Genomic DNA, 15,215 nt, shown 5'->3' on the forward strand with positions numbered 1-15,215 from the left:
TTATTCAATTGACGATATTTCGTTAAGTGTGTATATTAACTATTTTTCTGAAGAAAATAGCTTTGTACTTTACAGAATAGGAGTGAATATTCATGGAACAAAGTCTTTATGAAAAAATTGGCGGGCAAGAGGCAATTGGAAAAGTGGTCGACTATTTTTATAATGAACTAGTGTTAAAGGATGAGACTGTCAATCAATTTTTTGAAAACACCGATATGGAAAAACAAAAGAGTCACCAAACCAAATTTATCAGCTTTGCTCTCGGTGGTCCAAAACAATATTCTGGTCAATCCATGGCGAAAGCGCATCAAGGGATGAATTTGCAGCCTGAACATTTTAATGCAATTGTCAACCATTTACATAAAGCACTTGCTCATTATGGTGTGAGTGAAGCTGACATTGATCAAGCTTTAACAAGAGTTGCATCCTTAAGAGATGATATCCTTTACCAGTAAGATCAAAAAAGGGACCTATTAGGTCCCTTCAATCATTTTATTAGAGTTTTAAAGAACATCAAACCATACCGGTGTATCATTTTCAGGATCACCATTGTAATTAATCATGATTTCTTCGCCTTCTTTTATATCGGTATGGGCATAAAAGTCAATCGTTTTCTGAGTTAAGTTGAGCTTATATAATCCATTTGGTGTATAGGAATGGTTAAATAGCGAACCATAGCCTAATGCCAGTGCACATTCCTCTAAATTTTCGCCCCACCAAAATACATACTCTATAAATATCGTCTTTTTCAAATATTTGTATTCGTCGCTAGGAGAAATAATAATTGGGGCCTCATGAATGAGTTCACCCTTGCTTATATTTCTAGTTGCAAAGATTCCTCTGCCGTATTTACACTCTTTTACTTCAAACAATTTCATTCACCGCCCATTTTTATCATTTGATCAGACTTTTTATTACTCTATGCGAGGCGGGGGCATTTTGACTAGGTCTCTTCCTATTAAAAAATTCATACACGATTGTAGTGGTTTATCATAAAATAATTCAAATTGGTATTCTGAGGGTGGGAGTAATCAAGGTGCCTAAACAAATGAATGATACGAAAAGCGAGCATAATGAAAACGAATACGAACAAAAAATTTTACAATTTGAAAAAGAGGTTGCCCTAGGGCTCTGGATTCAAGTGATCGGACAATTAATTGAGTTAAAAGGATTATCCGGATTATTCCATTTAGAAGAAGACGCCAATCGATTAGGTGAACAGCAAATATTATCTGGTGCTTGGATTCGGACAATCGGACAGCTATTAGAAGCTTTATCTGTACAAAGCCAAATTGGTGAAACCGATAAAATCAAACTGATCCAAGAACAAAAGATTGCCATTACAGGTGATTTCCTTGTGTCGATTGGTTCTGCGTATGAAGTAATTGGAGGTCTTCGTGTGCTTGAGGAGGAGACCGTCCAACCACCGCGGATTGTTCCGTAGGCAACCAGTTAATCTTTGCAGAAGTATAGATTGCTTATCCAAGCACATCCTAACAATAAGAAAGTGGGATGTAGGAGGTTTTGTATTTGATAACCCTAGATGATATTATCCTTGCTCGTGAAAAAATGAAGGGAATTGTCCACACAACTCCACTTGATTTTTCACAAACCTTTAGCAGTATTTCAGCTAATAATAAGGTCTATCTAAAGTTGGAAAACCTGCAGAAAACAGGTTCTTTTAAAGTAAGAGGATCCTATAATAAAATGATTTCTTTAACGGAGGCGGAATTGCAAAAGGGGGTTGTGGCTGCCTCCGCCGGAAATCACGCCCAAGGTGTCGCGTATTCTAGTCAAATGTTAGGAATTCCTTGTACGATTGTTATGCCGAAGGGAGCGCCGCTAAGTAAGGTGTCCGCGACCAGACAGTATGGAGCGGAGGTTGTGCTGCAGGGACATACGTTTGATGATGCCCTTGCGTACGCTTTGGAATTAAAGGATCAGATGGGGGCAACTTTTGTCCATGCCTTTGATGATGACGCGGTTATTGCTGGACAGGGGACGGTTGGTTTAGAAATACTAGAGCAACTTCCAGATGTAGAAGCAATTATGGTTCCAGTTGGGGGAGGTGGACTCATTGGCGGCATCGCATTGGCTGTTAAGGAGAAAAATCCTCATGTTCGTGTTTATGGCGTTCAAGCGATGGCTTGCCCGAGTATGAGACAATCGTTAGTTGAACATGAGCCTGTAAGGGTGGAGTCTACGCCGACAATGGCAGATGGAATTGCTGTTAAGAAACCAGGGTTACATAATTTCGCATTGGTTGAAAAGTATGTTGATGATATTATTTGTGTGGATGAAATGGAAATTGCCAGAACCATGTTGCTTCTGTTAGAACGAAATAAGCTGCTCGTAGAAGGGTCAGGGGCTGTATCGTTAGCTTCACTTTTATATCAGAAGGTGAATTTTAAAGAGAAGAATGTGGTTGCGGTTATCAGCGGTGGGAATGTTGATGTAAATTTTATCTCACGGATTATTGAGCGTGGTATGGTGGAGTCGGGACGGTATGCTAATTTTTCTATGATTGTAAAAGATAAGCCAGGTGAAATGCAAAGGGTGTTGAGCTCGATCGCTGAGTTGGATGCGAATATTCAATCTGTTCATCTTGATCATGTTGGCAAGGATATTTATCCTGGCTATGCCCAGTTAGAGCTCGCGTTAGAAACGAAAAATCAGGATCATATTGAGGAAATTAGGGGAGTTTTAAAAAACAAGGGATATGTGGTTAAGGATTCGGACTAGCAAGTTTGAAATTCTGTTGGTTGAGTCCGAATCAGGGTCTAGTTCAGACAAGGGGAGCTCGATATCCAGGAGGGATCATGTCCGAGTGAGATCCGGGTTCGAACAAGGCCGTTTAATTTTCAGTAGGTGTTGTCCGAATGAGCCCCGCATTCGGACAATCGTAACCGAATTTCATCTGATTCTGTCTGAATCACCTTCGCATTATCTTTGAATCAAATAAAACCCAAATCGTGTTGTTATTGTCGTTTTCATCACAGAAAGTAATCATCTATTTTCTCGGGGAAAGTAATCTTTCATCAAGATAACCTCTTTTCTTATGAAAGCAGGTGTTCATTTGGGAATTGTAGCCGCTTCAATGTTCTCAGATTTTAAAAATGAAATCTATCATTTATCTCTGCCGATAGAGGATAAAGAAATTCTTAATAAAAAGTTCTTGCTCGACAAGGACAAAGAGAAAAAATTGGAGATTTATTACACACCATTTGATTATATCAATGACCAAGCCAGAGTGGTAATTGTCGGCATTACACCAGGATTGCACCAAATGAAAAAGGCCTATTCAACCGTAGTAGAATGTAAGGACCGCGGTTGGAATGATGAAGAACTTCTTCATGAAGTAAAAAAGAAAGCGAGCTTTGAAGGACCGATGCGCAAAAATCTGGTCACGATGCTGGATGAACTAGGACTCGCTGGACATTTAGGTATCCCCTCCACGATAGACTTATTTGGGTCATCGAGTCACTTAGTATATAATACCTCGCTGCTTCCTTATGCAGTCTTTTTTGATCAAAAGAACTATAATGGTTCCAGACCTGATATCATAAAAACTGAACTTTTACTGTCATATGTACGGAAGTACTTTGTTAATGATATTACTCGACTGCATAACCCCCTTATCATTCCATTAGGTGTTAATATTACCAGGGTTTTGAGATTCTTAATGGAGCAGAGATTGATTGAGAGCCACTATGTTCTCGGCGGATTCCCACATCCATCAGGAGGAAATGGCCATCGACATCGGCAATTTCGAGAGAATAAAGAAGAAATGAAACGGCAGCTGGATGAATTTTTTTAAAAATAAATTTTCAAACGAAAAAGTCTTTCAATCTCAAAAATTTTAACAATCAAGTAATGACCGAAGTGTATAAAGCATTCCGGTCTTTTTTTTTAGAAAAGACCAGAGAAATCTTTTAGTTTAGGCTAGTTGAATGAAATCCATAAACATGTTAAGTTTAAAATAATTAGTTTGTTTGGTGAACTTACAAAAAACATCCAACCTAAAAAAATCACAAATTATCCTAAAAAAACAACATTTTAAAACATTCGTAAGGTCCGTAAAATGAAAGACAAGAAAACGTTTTCAAGTTGGAGGAAGGCTTATGAATGTAATCAAGAAGATAGGTCTAGTAATCGATGGAATTTTTGAAAAATTCACTTTACTGTCGTTAGTTGCCCTAATCTTGGTCGTAACCACCCAGGTTATGACACGGAAATTATTTAATTTTGTTTTCTTTTGGTCAGAGGAAATTACGCTTCTGCTGCTCGCCTGGTTTGCCTTTATGGCCATCGCAATTGGATTTCGCGAGTATATCCATATGGGAATCGATTCGTTTACCAATCTATTTCCAAAGAAATTCAATAAGATTCTCGATAAGATTATCAGTGCATCCACGTTTGCCTTTGGTTTATATCTAGTCATTCAAGGATGGGATTTTACGGTATTGATGCTGGATTCTACCCTGCCGGCAACAAAGCTGCCAAGCAGTATAACCTACGCTGTCATGCCGGTTACTGGAGTGATGATTTGTGTCTATTCTCTTCTCCAATTCTTTAACATTAATACCAATCGTCATAAAGACATAGAGGAGGGATTGTAACTTGGACACAAATACAATTGGCATCATTATCTTACTTTCAAGTTTTGTTCTTTTAATCTTATTTCGATTTCCGATTGCCCTGACACTTATTGCTTCATCCTTACTAACCGTTATTTACCTAAAGATACCTCTTCCTGTTGTGGGGCAGCAAATGATCCAAGGGATGAACTCTTTTTCCTTGCTAGCGATTCCTTTCTTTATCCTGACAGGACAAATCATGAGTGAAGGTGGACTGGCTACAAGGATTGTGAATTTTGCCAGTTTAATGGTGGGAAGAATCCGTGGGGGACTAGCGATGGTCAACAGTGTGGCCGCCTTGTTCTTTGGAAATATCTCCGGTTCTGCTGTCGCCGATGTATCTTCCGTTGGTTCTGTAATGATTCCAATGATGAAAAAGAAGGGTTATGAAGCAGACTATGCAGTTGGTGTTACCATCGCTTCTGCTATTCAAGGGGTAGTCGTTCCGCCGAGTCATAATCTAGTTCTATACTCCTTAGCAGCAGGCGGCGTTTCGATTGCTAGCTTATTTATGGCAGGGATTGTTCCTGGATTTATTATGCTAATTTCCTTGATGATTACAGGTTATATTATTGCTAGGAAACGAGGCTATCAAAAAGCAGACCCTGTTCCTAGGGCTGAAATAGGCGGTATTCTTTTACACGGCTTATTATCACTAAGCCCTGCGGTTATTATCTTAGGCGGGATCTTGACTGGATGGTTTACCGCAACGGAGTCTGGTGCTCTTGCTTGTTTATATTCTTTTATTCTAGCGTTTGTCGTTTATCGCGAAGCAAAATTAGCGAATCTATGGAAAATCTTAACCCGGACGATGCGAACAGTATCGATGGTCTTTTTCTTAATTGCGGCTTCCGCTTCATTTGGCTGGATCTTAGCCTATTTAAAGGTTCCTGCTATGGTAACCAATTTATTCTTAAGTATTTCGGATAATCCACTTATTATTCTCTTAATTATTAATATTTTGTTGCTGCTGCTTGGGGCACCAATGGACATGGCACCCATGATTTTAATTATGACGCCTATCCTGCTTCCAGTGGTTACGAATTTTGGAATGGATCCAGTACACTTTGGTATTGTCCTCATTTTAAATGCAGGGATTGGTCTATTGACACCACCGGTAGGAACCGTGCTGTTTGTCGGCTGTGCGATCGGCAAGGTCTCGATCCAGCAAGGGACAAAAGCGATGATGCCATTTTTCTATGCGTTACTTGTTGTTCTTTTAATTATTACCTATATTCCTGAGGTTGTGTTGTGGCTGCCACATTTGTTAGTCAAGTAACCGAAGGAAAGGTAACAATAAATTTTTATAAAAATATCAAGGGGGTTATTAGATGAAGAAAAGAAAGATTACTGGGGTTTTAGCAGCAACTTTATTGATGGGGACCATCCTCGCAGCTTGTGGAAAAGAAGAAGCATCAAGCACAAAAAGCGGAGGGGCTAAGCAAGAGGGGCCAAAATACACCTTCCGTTTGGCAGACAATCAGCCGCCTGATTATCCAACAGTTGTTGGTGACAAAAAGTTTGCTGAATTAGTAGAGGAAAGAACGAATGGCCGAATTAAAATTGAGGTTTTTCCATCTGCACAATTAGGGGATGAAAAATCCGTACTAGAACAGGTTCAGCTTGGCGCGATTGAATTTACTAGAATCAACTCCAGTCCGCTTGCTGAGTTTAATGATCAGTTTACCGCACTTGGACTTCCATATGTTTTTGAAAGCGAAGAGCATTTATGGAATTTCCTTAACGGTGAGATGGGAACCAAATTGTTAGATGGATTAGAAAAGTCAAAAATGAAAGGGCTTGCTTACTACGATTCCGGTTCACGCAGCTTTTACTCTACTAAACCATTAAAGAGCGTGAAAGACCTAAAAGGTCAAAAGATTCGTGTACAACAAAGTAAAATTAATATTGATTTCATGGAAGCTTTAGGTGCAAGTGCAACACCAATGCCATATGGAGAGGTTTTCAGTGCCCTGCAAACAGGAATTATTGATGGTGCAGAAAATAATCTTCCAAGCTTAGACTCGTCCAATCATTATCAGGAGGCCAAAAACCTTATTTTAGACCATCACCAGCGGATTCCTGAAGTATTGCTTATTAGTAAGACTGCATGGGATAAGCTCTCAGAAAAGGATCAAAAATTGATTAAACAAGCAGCGCTTGATTCTGTTAAAACACAAAGAGAAGAGTGGGATAAATGGGAAGAGCGTTCCACTAAGAAGCTTAAAGATGCGGGTGTAGTCTTTACAGAGGTCGATGATATTCAACCATGGAAAGATGCCGTTAAATCGATGGTAGATTCCTATTCAAAAGATTATAAAGAGGTCATGGATGCAATTGAAAAAGCCCGTCCATAAACTATAGCAGCACGCAGTAAACCTAGTTGGTAAATATTTCCTTTACCAACTGGGTCTTTTCTGTTTAAAAAATATTACCGGTGGGGAATGAAAACTAATGAGGAAAATGGCAGAATTTATTAAACGGTTTATTCTTTTAAAAAATCAATCCTTAATGATAAAACTCTGCGTTTTTTCTAGTTTTCTCGTTGTTTTTCCTGTCCTTTCAGTAGGAATTTTCTCGTATAAACGTTCATCTGCTGAGCTTGAGAATGAACTTAGACAATCAAGCAGACAAGTCATTGATCAAGTACAAACACATATTGAATATTATTTACAGGATTTTGAAATCACCAGTCTCAAAATCATTAATTCTCCAGAATTATCCAGTCTTTTAAAATCAACAATATCCGATCATAGACAAAGTATGATTGATGCTACTCGAAATACCTTAAAGGCGGCAGAGTATTCAAGGGCAGATATCAGTAATATCACGATCCTATTAGATAACGAACAAGTCATTGATACCCTTGGGGCAAGAAATTTTTATCCCGCGACTAAAATCAAAGAGGAGTATTGGTATCGGTTAGTGCCACTAAACGGGATGAGTATGTTAGTAACGAGAAAATTGACATTAGCAAATAATGAGCAGCCTGTTATTTCACTTGTCAGGCGTCTTTATAATCCACGAACACTTCTGCCTGTCGGAATGCTCATCATTGATATAAATTTTAGACGAATTGAAGAAATCTCAAATAAGGTAACGATTAGCAAAAACGGCTATTTCTTTATCTTGGATGCAAATGGGCATTACATCTACCATCCTGATTATACGAAGCTTGGAAAAAAGGTAGAATACAAGCAGCTTGTTTCCTTAAAAACAGAGGGAAGCCATACGGAGATATTAGATAATCAGCGAAAAGATTTTGTTACGTTTACTTTTTCGCAAAACCTTGGCTGGCGGTTTCTAACCGCTGTTCCCTACCGTGATTTAACCGGCGGGATTATCCAGATTGAGAAAACCATTTCTACCACGATTATCGTTTCGTTAATTTTGGCTTATCTAATCGGTTTCGGCTTTGCAACTAGCATTATACGGCCGATTCGAAGATTGCAGCATTTTATGAAGGAAGTAGAGACGGGCCATCTTGAAGGCAGGGTCCGTGTGGATTCAAATGATGAAATCGGTCAATTAACGGCAGGTTTTAATAATACGGTTGAAAAACTAGCTAATTTACTTGAGGAGGCATACGTATCTAAATTAAGAGAAGCTGAAATGTCGCTCAAGCAAAAAGAAGTAGAATTAAAAATGCTTCAATCACAAATGAATCCTCACTTCCTCTATAATTCACTAGAGACGATTAGGGGAATGGCGTTGGAGGAAGAACAGGAAAATATTGCTGTTATGTCCTATTCGCTTGGAAAATTGCTCCGCTATAATTTAAATAATCAATCTTCCACGGTTAGTCTGCGTGAGGAAATAAATTTTTGCGAAATGTACCTTAAGATTCAAAAGTTTCGCTTTGAGGACCGTTTTGATTATCAGTTTGATATTCCCGAATGGGCAATGGTACTTAAGGCCATTAAGTTTTCCCTACAGCCATTGGTTGAAAATTGCTTTGTACACGGTCACGATGCCGGAGTTAGAAAAATCAAAATTGTAATTTCTGTTTACCGTTATTCTGAATCATCATATGTCATCAGTATTTGTGATAATGGGAAGGGAATAGAGGAAAGGAATTTAGAAGAAATCAGGAAAAGAATAAACCTATTAACACCAGCCAAAGACGGGAAGAATATCGGAATTTTAAATGTGCACCAAAGGATTCATTATTTGTTTGGTTCGGAATATGGTATCACAGTTAGAAGTAAATTTGGTTCCGGGACAAAGGTATTGATCCATTTACCGATTTTGGACCAGCATATGGAGGGGGAGAAACCATGAGAAAAACGATTTTGTTGGTTGATGACGAGAGATGGGTTCGTACAGCCCTTAAATGGACCATTAATAAGTTGAATCTTCCATTGCAAGTCGTACACGAATGTCAAAATGGCTTGGAGGCACTCGATTGGATAAAGCAAAATAATGTAGATCTAATTATATCAGATATCCGAATGCCCATCATGGATGGACTTTCATTTGTTAAAGAGTTGAGCCATTTGAAAAAGAAGCAGGATGTGGTTGTGATCAGTGTGCATGACGAGTTTCAATTTGTCCAGCAGGCTCTGAGAACAGGAGTGACCGATTATCTGCTCAAACCAGTCGAAGAAACGGAACTAAAAGCATGCCTGGAAAAGTGGCTGAAAAAATTAGCTGAGGACTTGGATATCCAAACGGTAGATGAAAGTCTTCCTTCTTCAACGATCGAAAGAGTGTTACAGTATTTAGAAAAAACACCATTAGACCAAATCACACTAAAAGATGCAGCCGAAAGTGTACATATGAATCCTAGTTACCTTAGTCAATTGTTCAAGCAGCAATTAAATAAAAAATTCGTTGATTATCTTACGGAGCTGCGGATTGAGGAAAGCAAACGGTTGTTACTAAATACATCTTTACGAATGTCAGAAATTGCCGAGAGAGTGGGCTACGCTGATTTAGCGTATTTTAGTAACAATTTTAAGAGAATTACAGGCTGTTCACCATCGGAATTCCGGAAATCAGCGATTTGAAAATTTAGTCATTGAAGCTAGAGCTGCCAAGATAGGCAGCTTATCTTTTTAGTGCTAGGCGTTATTGATTTAGTTGATAGATTTCACGGGCCATCGATTCAAGAATATAAACAACTGGCACTTGTGTGGTAATATTCGCTTCTTCGATGAATTCTTCCGTTACATAGTAAGAAATATTGAGGTCAGAAATTTTTGCCACGGTTGAGAGTTTATTGTTGGTAATACTAATAATTTTACTACCTTCTTGTTTAAGTTGATGGAGATGTGTGATAGTGAAATTTGTTTCTCCTGAGACTGATAGTGCAATAATGACACTGTTCGTCCGGAGCTTAGAGTGAATTGGAAAGTGGGGGTCTTTTATATACATTGAAAATTTACCTAAACTTGAGAAGTATCGTGCCCCATATTCCGCCAGAATCCCTGAGCTTCCAATCCCAATAAAAATTACATTGTCCGCATGAGTAACTAGATTTGCAGCATTCTTGATTTTTTCCTCTAATTCCCCTTTTAATGTCCGCTCAAAAAATTCGACTAACGAATGTTGGGGACTTTTTATAATTGTTTTTTTCTTCTCTTCTAAATGAATTTTAAGTTTTACTTTAAATTCAGAAAAACCCTCGCAATTTACTTTTCGACAAAAACGTAAAATGGTCGCAGTTGAGACATGGGTTTCATCTGCAAGTTCACGAATTCGCATGTAGGCCACTTTATCACTGTTTTGAATGATGTAGTTGTATAAAGAAGTTTCTAATTCATTGAAAGACGCAATTATTTCATTTGAAAACATTTAAGTTGGTTACCCCTTTTTTTAAAAGATCGTAATTCATTTTAACATAATAATTCGAGTGTCACACAGTGTTACATCTTTGTCACAAGTGACTTCCAGTGTGATTAAGAACTAGATCACGTTAACTTATTTACTATTTTGCAAAATATCGTTACGATTCCTAATGAAGAAAAGAGATTAAATTCAAACAACTTAACAAATATTAACTACTATGGAAAAAATATCAGGGGGTAACCAAATGGAAAATTATCAATTCCCAAAAGGTTTTTTATGGGGAGGAGCCACAGCAGCCAACCAAATGGAAGGCGGATATAAAGAAGGAAATAAAGGATTAAATATTGCCGACGTCCTACCGGGAGGAAAAGAGAGATATAACATTCTATTAAATCCAGGGTTTGATTTTGAAATCCACCCGGAAAAATACAGCTATCCCAATCATGAAGCGATTGATTTTTATCATCGCTATAAAGAAGATATTGCCTTGTTTGCGGAAATGGGCTTCAAGGCATTTCGGATGTCGATTGCCTGGACACGAATTTTCCCAAATGGTGATGAATTAGAGGCAAATGAAGAAGGTTTAGCTTTTTATGATCGGGTGTTTGATGAATTGCACAAGTATGGGATTGAGCCTGTTGTCACCATCTCACACTATGAAATGCCTCTTCACCTTGTAAAGGACTATGGCGGCTGGAGAAACCGCCAAGTGGTTACTTTCTTTGAAAGATATGTAAAAGCCATTTTCAATCGTTATAAAAATAAAGTGAAGTACTGGATGACTTTTAATGAAATCAATAGCGGCTTGGTGATGCCCATTCAAGGTCTTGGTTTTTCGATTCAAAAAGAAGAAGATAAATTCCAGCCAACCTTCCAGGCGTACCATCATCAATTTCTTGCTAGTGCGATTGCCGTTAAAGCGTGCCATGAGATCATTCCAAATTCGCAAATCGGCTGTATGATCCTCTATGCCCCTGTCTATGCTTTTGATAGTAATCCGGAAAACGTACTGTATTCCCTTCAGGAAGAACAGCTGTTCAATTATTTTTGTGGAGATGTCCAAGTGCGTGGGGAGTATCCAGCTTTCATTAAACGCTATTTTAAGGAGCATCAAATTGAACTAGAGATTCAAGATGGCGACTTAGATATAATTAAGAAAGGTAAGGTTGATTATATCGGCTTTAGTTATTACATGTCGAGGACAGAAAAAAAAGTGAAGACAGATGAAGAAGCTTCACAAGGAAATATTATTGGTGGAGTGAAAAATCCATTCCTAAAAGCAAGTGATTGGGGCTGGGAAATTGACCCTGTAGGGTTACGGATTTCTCTCAATAAACTTTATGACCGTTACCAAATTCCACTCTTTATTGTGGAAAATGGTTTAGGGGCATATGACAAGATAGAAGAAGACGGTTCGATTAATGATGACTACCGAATTGATTATCTTCGTGAACATGTCAGGGCAATGGGTGAAGCCATTGAAGATGGAGTCGAGCTGATGGGCTATACGACATGGGGATGTATCGATATGGTGAGCATGTCTTCAGGCGAGTTCTCCAAACGGTATGGTTTCATTTACGTGGACAAACATGATGATGGCAGCGGGACATTGGAACGAAAAAAGAAAAAGTCTTTCTACTGGTATAAAGACGTTATTTCGACAAACGGTGAAAATATCCGTAGCTAATCATTTTTCCTTTACTACTACCACGACTTTTTCCTTTAAAACAAGGTTTGGATTAATTTTCAGTTGGACACTTTTTTATACGTATTAATCTAATAGGAACCCTTAATGGGTTCTTTTCTAATTTAATGTGAAGGTAATGTGAAGATTTACATAAAAGACTTTACTATTTTTTTATGTGGTCTATAATACCCTTATAGGTATAAACCCCTAAGGGTATATCTAAAAGTAAATTACAATTATAAGTATTAAAACAAAACATAAAAATTTGGAGGGGAAAGTATGACACAGAAAATTATCATCATAGGAGGAGTGGCAGGGGGTGCTACTGCTGCAGCAAGGTTAAGAAGAATTAGTGAAGATGTTGAAATCATTCTTGTAGAACGCGGTGAACATATTTCATTTGCAAATTGCGGATTACCCTATTACATTGGCGAAACAATCAAGGATAGAAACAAATTATTAGTACAAACCGTAAAAGGTATGTCAGACCGCTTTAATCTAGATATTCGTAATTTAAGTGAAGTATTAAGCATTGATCCTGAAAACAAAAGCGTAATTATTAAGGATTTAAAAACAGGGGAAGCGTACGAAGAATCGTATGACAAGTTATTATTATCTCCAGGAGCCAGACCTATCGTACCACCGATTCTAGGGTTAAGTGAAAACCAAACACTATTTACTTTAAGAAATATTCCTGATACTGATAAAATTAAAACCTTTGTTGATACCCAAAATCCCCAAAAAGCTATTGTTGTAGGTGGAGGCTTCATTGGGATAGAAATGGCTGAAAACTTAGTAGATAGAGGCTTAGAAGTTACAATTATTGAAATGGCAAATCAAATTATGGCGCCTATTGATTTTGAAATGGCTAGTATTTTACACACACATTTAAAAGAAAAAGGTGTGAAATTAATTTTAGAAAATGGTGTCCAATCCTTTACTGAACAAGGGAAGAGGGTACTTCTTTCAGATGGAACTGAGATTGCAACAGATATGACGATTCTTTCTATCGGTGTCAGACCGGAAAATGAATTAGCAAAAATAGCTGGATTAGAGTTAGGGAATAGGGGAGGAATTGTTGTTAACGAATACCTCCAAACTTCGAATAAAGATATATATGCTGTTGGAGATGCGGTGGAGGTTGTGGATTATATAAGCGGTACAAAGTCGATGATTCCGCTTGCAGGACCAGCCAATAGACAAGGACGAATTGCTGCCAATAATATGATGGGGAAAAATGAAAAGTATCAAGGTACCATGGGTACTTCCATTGCGAAAGTGTTTGACTTAACTGTCGCTGCAACAGGTAACAATGAGAAAATTTTAAAACGCTTAGGGGTTTCTTATGAAGTAATTCATATTCATCCAAGTTCACATGCTGGATACTATCCAGGTGCGGCACCAATAGCGTTAAAATTAATTTTTGATAAAGAAACAGGAAAAATCTTCGGGGCACAAGCGGTTGGTTCTGATGGCGTAGATAAGCGTATTGACGTAATTGCTACTGCAATTAAGGGTGGATTAACCGTAGAAGATTTAACTAACTTGGAATTGTCTTACGCACCACCTTATTCATCAGCAAAAGACCCAGTAAATATGGCTGGTTATGTCGCTTTTAATATCATCGAAGGTGAAGTAGAAACGATCCAGTGGCATGAAGTTGACAATATAGTTTCAGATGGAGGACTACTTATCGACGTTCGTGAGCCAATGGAGCGTGAATTTGGATTTATTAAAGGCTCAATTAATATTTCTTTAAATGACTTGAGGAATCGATTAGAGGAACTGCCAAAGGACCAGACGATTTATGTCAGCTGTCAAGTTGGCTTAAGGGGATATATTGCAAGCCGGATACTAAAAAATAACGGGTATGACGTTAAAAATGTTGATGGTGGTTGGAAAACATATTCTTCAGTATTTGGAAGTAACCTAAATGAAAATTTTGAAGCCAACACAAACAACCTTGGGGAAACAGATATAGAAAACAGCGTTGCATTAAAGGTTGATTCAGTTTTAGATGTTAGTGGTTTAGTATGTCCTATGCCGATTGTGAATTTAAAAAAGGGGATTGCGCAATTGGAAAGCGGGCAAATATTAGAGCTTCATGTGACAGACAGAGGTGCCTTAAACGACCTTCCTTCATGGACAAAAAATGCAGGACACACCATCTTAAAGACCGAGCAAACTGAGCAGCTGATTAAATTTTGGATTGAAAAGAACTAAAAAATTGAAATTTATCAATTAACGGGTATTTATCATTGATGTAATGTCCATAAAGAAAACGGACAAAAAATAAAAGGTAGCTTATGAAAGCTACCTTCTTTGTTATTGTATCTTAAGAAACCTTATTACTTTCAATATATGTTTCAAAAGCTGGATGAAATTCTTTTTGATAATGTAGTTCCGGACATGATTTAATAACAATTGATTTTAAAATATTCGAGTTTTTTGTCTCTAATACTTTATTGCATTTTGGACAATGTTCAATAAAAAGGTTTTTAAATAAACGCATATCCAGCCTCCTATCCCACTAATTCCTATAGTTATACTGTGAATTATACAGTATTAACGTGAATTTACAATAGATATCGATAATTTTTATAGTATTGTTGGAAAAAATAAAGGTGACAATATATGCATTTTCAATTGATATAAAATACGGCGAGAGGAAGATGATAATGTTTGATTATACGGTTACTACGAATAAAAATATAGAAGAATCGATTCAAAGTCTGGAGGAAAGCTTAAAAGAAGAAAAGTTTGGTGTTTTGTGGAAATTTGACATTAAGGAAAAGCTTCAGGAAAAGGGGCTCGAATTTCTTAAAGAGTTTAAAGTGCTCGAAGTATGCAATCCCCATGAAGCACAAAGAGTGTTAAGTGAAAACAAAATGGCGGGTTATTTTCTTCCATGTAAAATGGTTGTTTATGAGGATAATGGGCAAACGAAAATTGGGATGCCTAAACCTACTGCTCTTATAAGCCTTCTGAATGATGAAAGGATGAAGGAATTTGCAAGAGATATCGAAGATCGTTTAATCAAGTGTATTGATAAAAGTCTTTGATGTAGGTCTTTAAATCTAAATAATAAAATTCTCGACCGC

At 37.6% G+C, this 15,215-nt stretch carries 15 protein-coding genes; 12 read left to right on the forward strand and 3 right to left on the reverse strand.

The features are described from left to right. Positions 1-92: 92 nt before the first annotated feature. Positions 93-455 carry a group I truncated hemoglobin gene (locus COD92_RS16405; RefSeq protein ID WP_098531518.1) on the forward strand — a complete coding sequence of 121 codons (363 nt, stop codon included), beginning with the start codon at positions 93-95 and terminating at the stop codon, positions 453-455. 48 nt (positions 456-503) lie between these two features. Here COD92_RS16405 and COD92_RS16410 read toward each other — a convergent pair whose 3' ends face one another. Further along, on the reverse strand, positions 504-878 hold the full coding sequence (locus COD92_RS16410; protein WP_098531519.1) for an SET domain-containing protein: 375 nt from the start codon (positions 876-878) through the stop codon (positions 504-506). A 158-nt stretch (positions 879-1,036) separates the two neighbouring features. Here COD92_RS16410 and COD92_RS16415 point away from each other — a divergent pair, with 158 nt between their 5' ends. The 8 genes from COD92_RS16415 (at position 1,037) to COD92_RS16450 (ending at position 9,646) form a co-directional block, all read left to right on the forward strand. Beyond that, positions 1,037-1,444, forward strand: coding sequence for a hypothetical protein (locus COD92_RS16415; protein ID WP_098531520.1), 408 nt, complete (start codon positions 1,037-1,039; stop codon positions 1,442-1,444). 86 nt (positions 1,445-1,530) lie between these two features. After that, on the forward strand, positions 1,531-2,742 hold the full coding sequence (gene ilvA / locus COD92_RS16420) for a threonine ammonia-lyase (RefSeq protein WP_098531521.1): 1,212 nt from the start codon (positions 1,531-1,533) through the stop codon (positions 2,740-2,742). 334 nt (positions 2,743-3,076) lie between these two features. Then, positions 3,077-3,817 (forward strand): uracil-DNA glycosylase family protein, encoded by a 741-nt coding sequence (locus tag COD92_RS16425; RefSeq protein ID WP_255286712.1) that lies wholly within the window; start codon positions 3,077-3,079, stop codon positions 3,815-3,817. Positions 3,818-4,121: 304 nt separating this feature from the next. Beyond that, positions 4,122-4,619, forward strand: coding sequence for a TRAP transporter small permease (locus tag COD92_RS16430; protein WP_098531522.1), 498 nt, complete (start codon positions 4,122-4,124; stop codon positions 4,617-4,619). Between the two features lies 1 nt (position 4,620). Further along, positions 4,621-5,916 carry a TRAP transporter large permease gene (locus COD92_RS16435; RefSeq protein ID WP_098531523.1) on the forward strand — a complete coding sequence of 432 codons (1,296 nt, stop codon included), beginning with the start codon at positions 4,621-4,623 and terminating at the stop codon, positions 5,914-5,916. A 52-nt stretch (positions 5,917-5,968) separates the two neighbouring features. Continuing rightward, a complete protein-coding gene (locus COD92_RS16440) occupies positions 5,969-6,994 on the forward strand; it encodes a TRAP transporter substrate-binding protein (protein ID WP_098531524.1) in 1,026 nt (341 codons plus the stop codon). A 97-nt stretch (positions 6,995-7,091) separates the two neighbouring features. Then, positions 7,092-8,918 (forward strand): sensor histidine kinase, encoded by a 1,827-nt coding sequence (locus COD92_RS16445; RefSeq protein ID WP_098531525.1) that lies wholly within the window; start codon positions 7,092-7,094, stop codon positions 8,916-8,918. Beyond that, positions 8,915-9,646 carry a response regulator transcription factor gene (locus COD92_RS16450; protein WP_098531526.1) on the forward strand — a complete coding sequence of 244 codons (732 nt, stop codon included), beginning with the start codon at positions 8,915-8,917 and terminating at the stop codon, positions 9,644-9,646. Before COD92_RS16445 ends, COD92_RS16450 begins: the two co-directional genes overlap by 4 nt. Positions 9,647-9,707: 61 nt before the next feature. Here COD92_RS16450 and COD92_RS16455 read toward each other — a convergent pair whose 3' ends face one another. Next, positions 9,708-10,433, reverse strand: a complete 726-nt coding sequence (locus COD92_RS16455; protein ID WP_098531527.1) for a MurR/RpiR family transcriptional regulator — start codon at positions 10,431-10,433, stop codon at positions 9,708-9,710. Positions 10,434-10,671: 238 nt separating this feature from the next. Here COD92_RS16455 and COD92_RS16460 point away from each other — a divergent pair, with 238 nt between their 5' ends. Both COD92_RS16460 and COD92_RS16465 read left to right on the forward strand, forming a co-directional pair. Further along, complete coding sequence (locus tag COD92_RS16460; RefSeq protein WP_098531528.1) at positions 10,672-12,114, forward strand: glycoside hydrolase family 1 protein; 1,443 nt, start codon at positions 10,672-10,674, stop codon at positions 12,112-12,114. A 279-nt stretch (positions 12,115-12,393) separates the two neighbouring features. Next, on the forward strand, positions 12,394-14,337 hold the full coding sequence (locus COD92_RS16465) for a CoA-disulfide reductase (protein ID WP_098531529.1): 1,944 nt from the start codon (positions 12,394-12,396) through the stop codon (positions 14,335-14,337). Between the two features lie 112 nt (positions 14,338-14,449). Here the strand turns inward: COD92_RS16465 and COD92_RS32050 are convergent, their stop codons facing one another. After that, positions 14,450-14,626, reverse strand: a complete 177-nt coding sequence (locus COD92_RS32050; RefSeq protein ID WP_176550449.1) for a hypothetical protein — start codon at positions 14,624-14,626, stop codon at positions 14,450-14,452. 166 nt (positions 14,627-14,792) lie between these two features. Between COD92_RS32050 and COD92_RS16470 the strand changes: the two genes are divergently transcribed. Next, complete coding sequence (locus COD92_RS16470; RefSeq protein ID WP_098531530.1) at positions 14,793-15,176, forward strand: DUF302 domain-containing protein; 384 nt, start codon at positions 14,793-14,795, stop codon at positions 15,174-15,176. The last annotated feature ends 39 nt before the right edge of the window (positions 15,177-15,215 follow it).

It is taken from the genome of Bacillus sp. AFS037270 (assembly GCF_002585305.1).

What these genes read in the sequence shown, in the direction of transcription:
- COD92_RS16405 (WP_098531518.1), top strand. Translation starts at nt 93, where the DNA reads ATGGAACAAAGTCTTTATGAAAAAATTGGCGGGCAAGAGGCAATTGGA.
- COD92_RS16410 (WP_098531519.1), bottom strand. Translation starts at nt 878, where the DNA reads ATGAAATTGTTTGAAGTAAAAGAGTGTAAATACGGCAGAGGAATCTTT.
- COD92_RS16430 (WP_098531522.1), top strand. Translation starts at nt 4,122, where the DNA reads ATGAATGTAATCAAGAAGATAGGTCTAGTAATCGATGGAATTTTTGAA.
- COD92_RS16440 (WP_098531524.1), top strand. Translation starts at nt 5,969, where the DNA reads ATGAAGAAAAGAAAGATTACTGGGGTTTTAGCAGCAACTTTATTGATG.
- COD92_RS16445 (WP_098531525.1), top strand. Translation starts at nt 7,092, where the DNA reads ATGAGGAAAATGGCAGAATTTATTAAACGGTTTATTCTTTTAAAAAAT.
- COD92_RS16450 (WP_098531526.1), top strand. Translation starts at nt 8,915, where the DNA reads ATGAGAAAAACGATTTTGTTGGTTGATGACGAGAGATGGGTTCGTACA.
- COD92_RS16455 (WP_098531527.1), bottom strand. Translation starts at nt 10,433, where the DNA reads ATGTTTTCAAATGAAATAATTGCGTCTTTCAATGAATTAGAAACTTCT.
- COD92_RS16460 (WP_098531528.1), top strand. Translation starts at nt 10,672, where the DNA reads ATGGAAAATTATCAATTCCCAAAAGGTTTTTTATGGGGAGGAGCCACA.
- COD92_RS16465 (WP_098531529.1), top strand. Translation starts at nt 12,394, where the DNA reads ATGACACAGAAAATTATCATCATAGGAGGAGTGGCAGGGGGTGCTACT.
- COD92_RS32050 (WP_176550449.1), bottom strand. Translation starts at nt 14,626, where the DNA reads ATGCGTTTATTTAAAAACCTTTTTATTGAACATTGTCCAAAATGCAAT.
- COD92_RS16470 (WP_098531530.1), top strand. Translation starts at nt 14,793, where the DNA reads ATGTTTGATTATACGGTTACTACGAATAAAAATATAGAAGAATCGATT.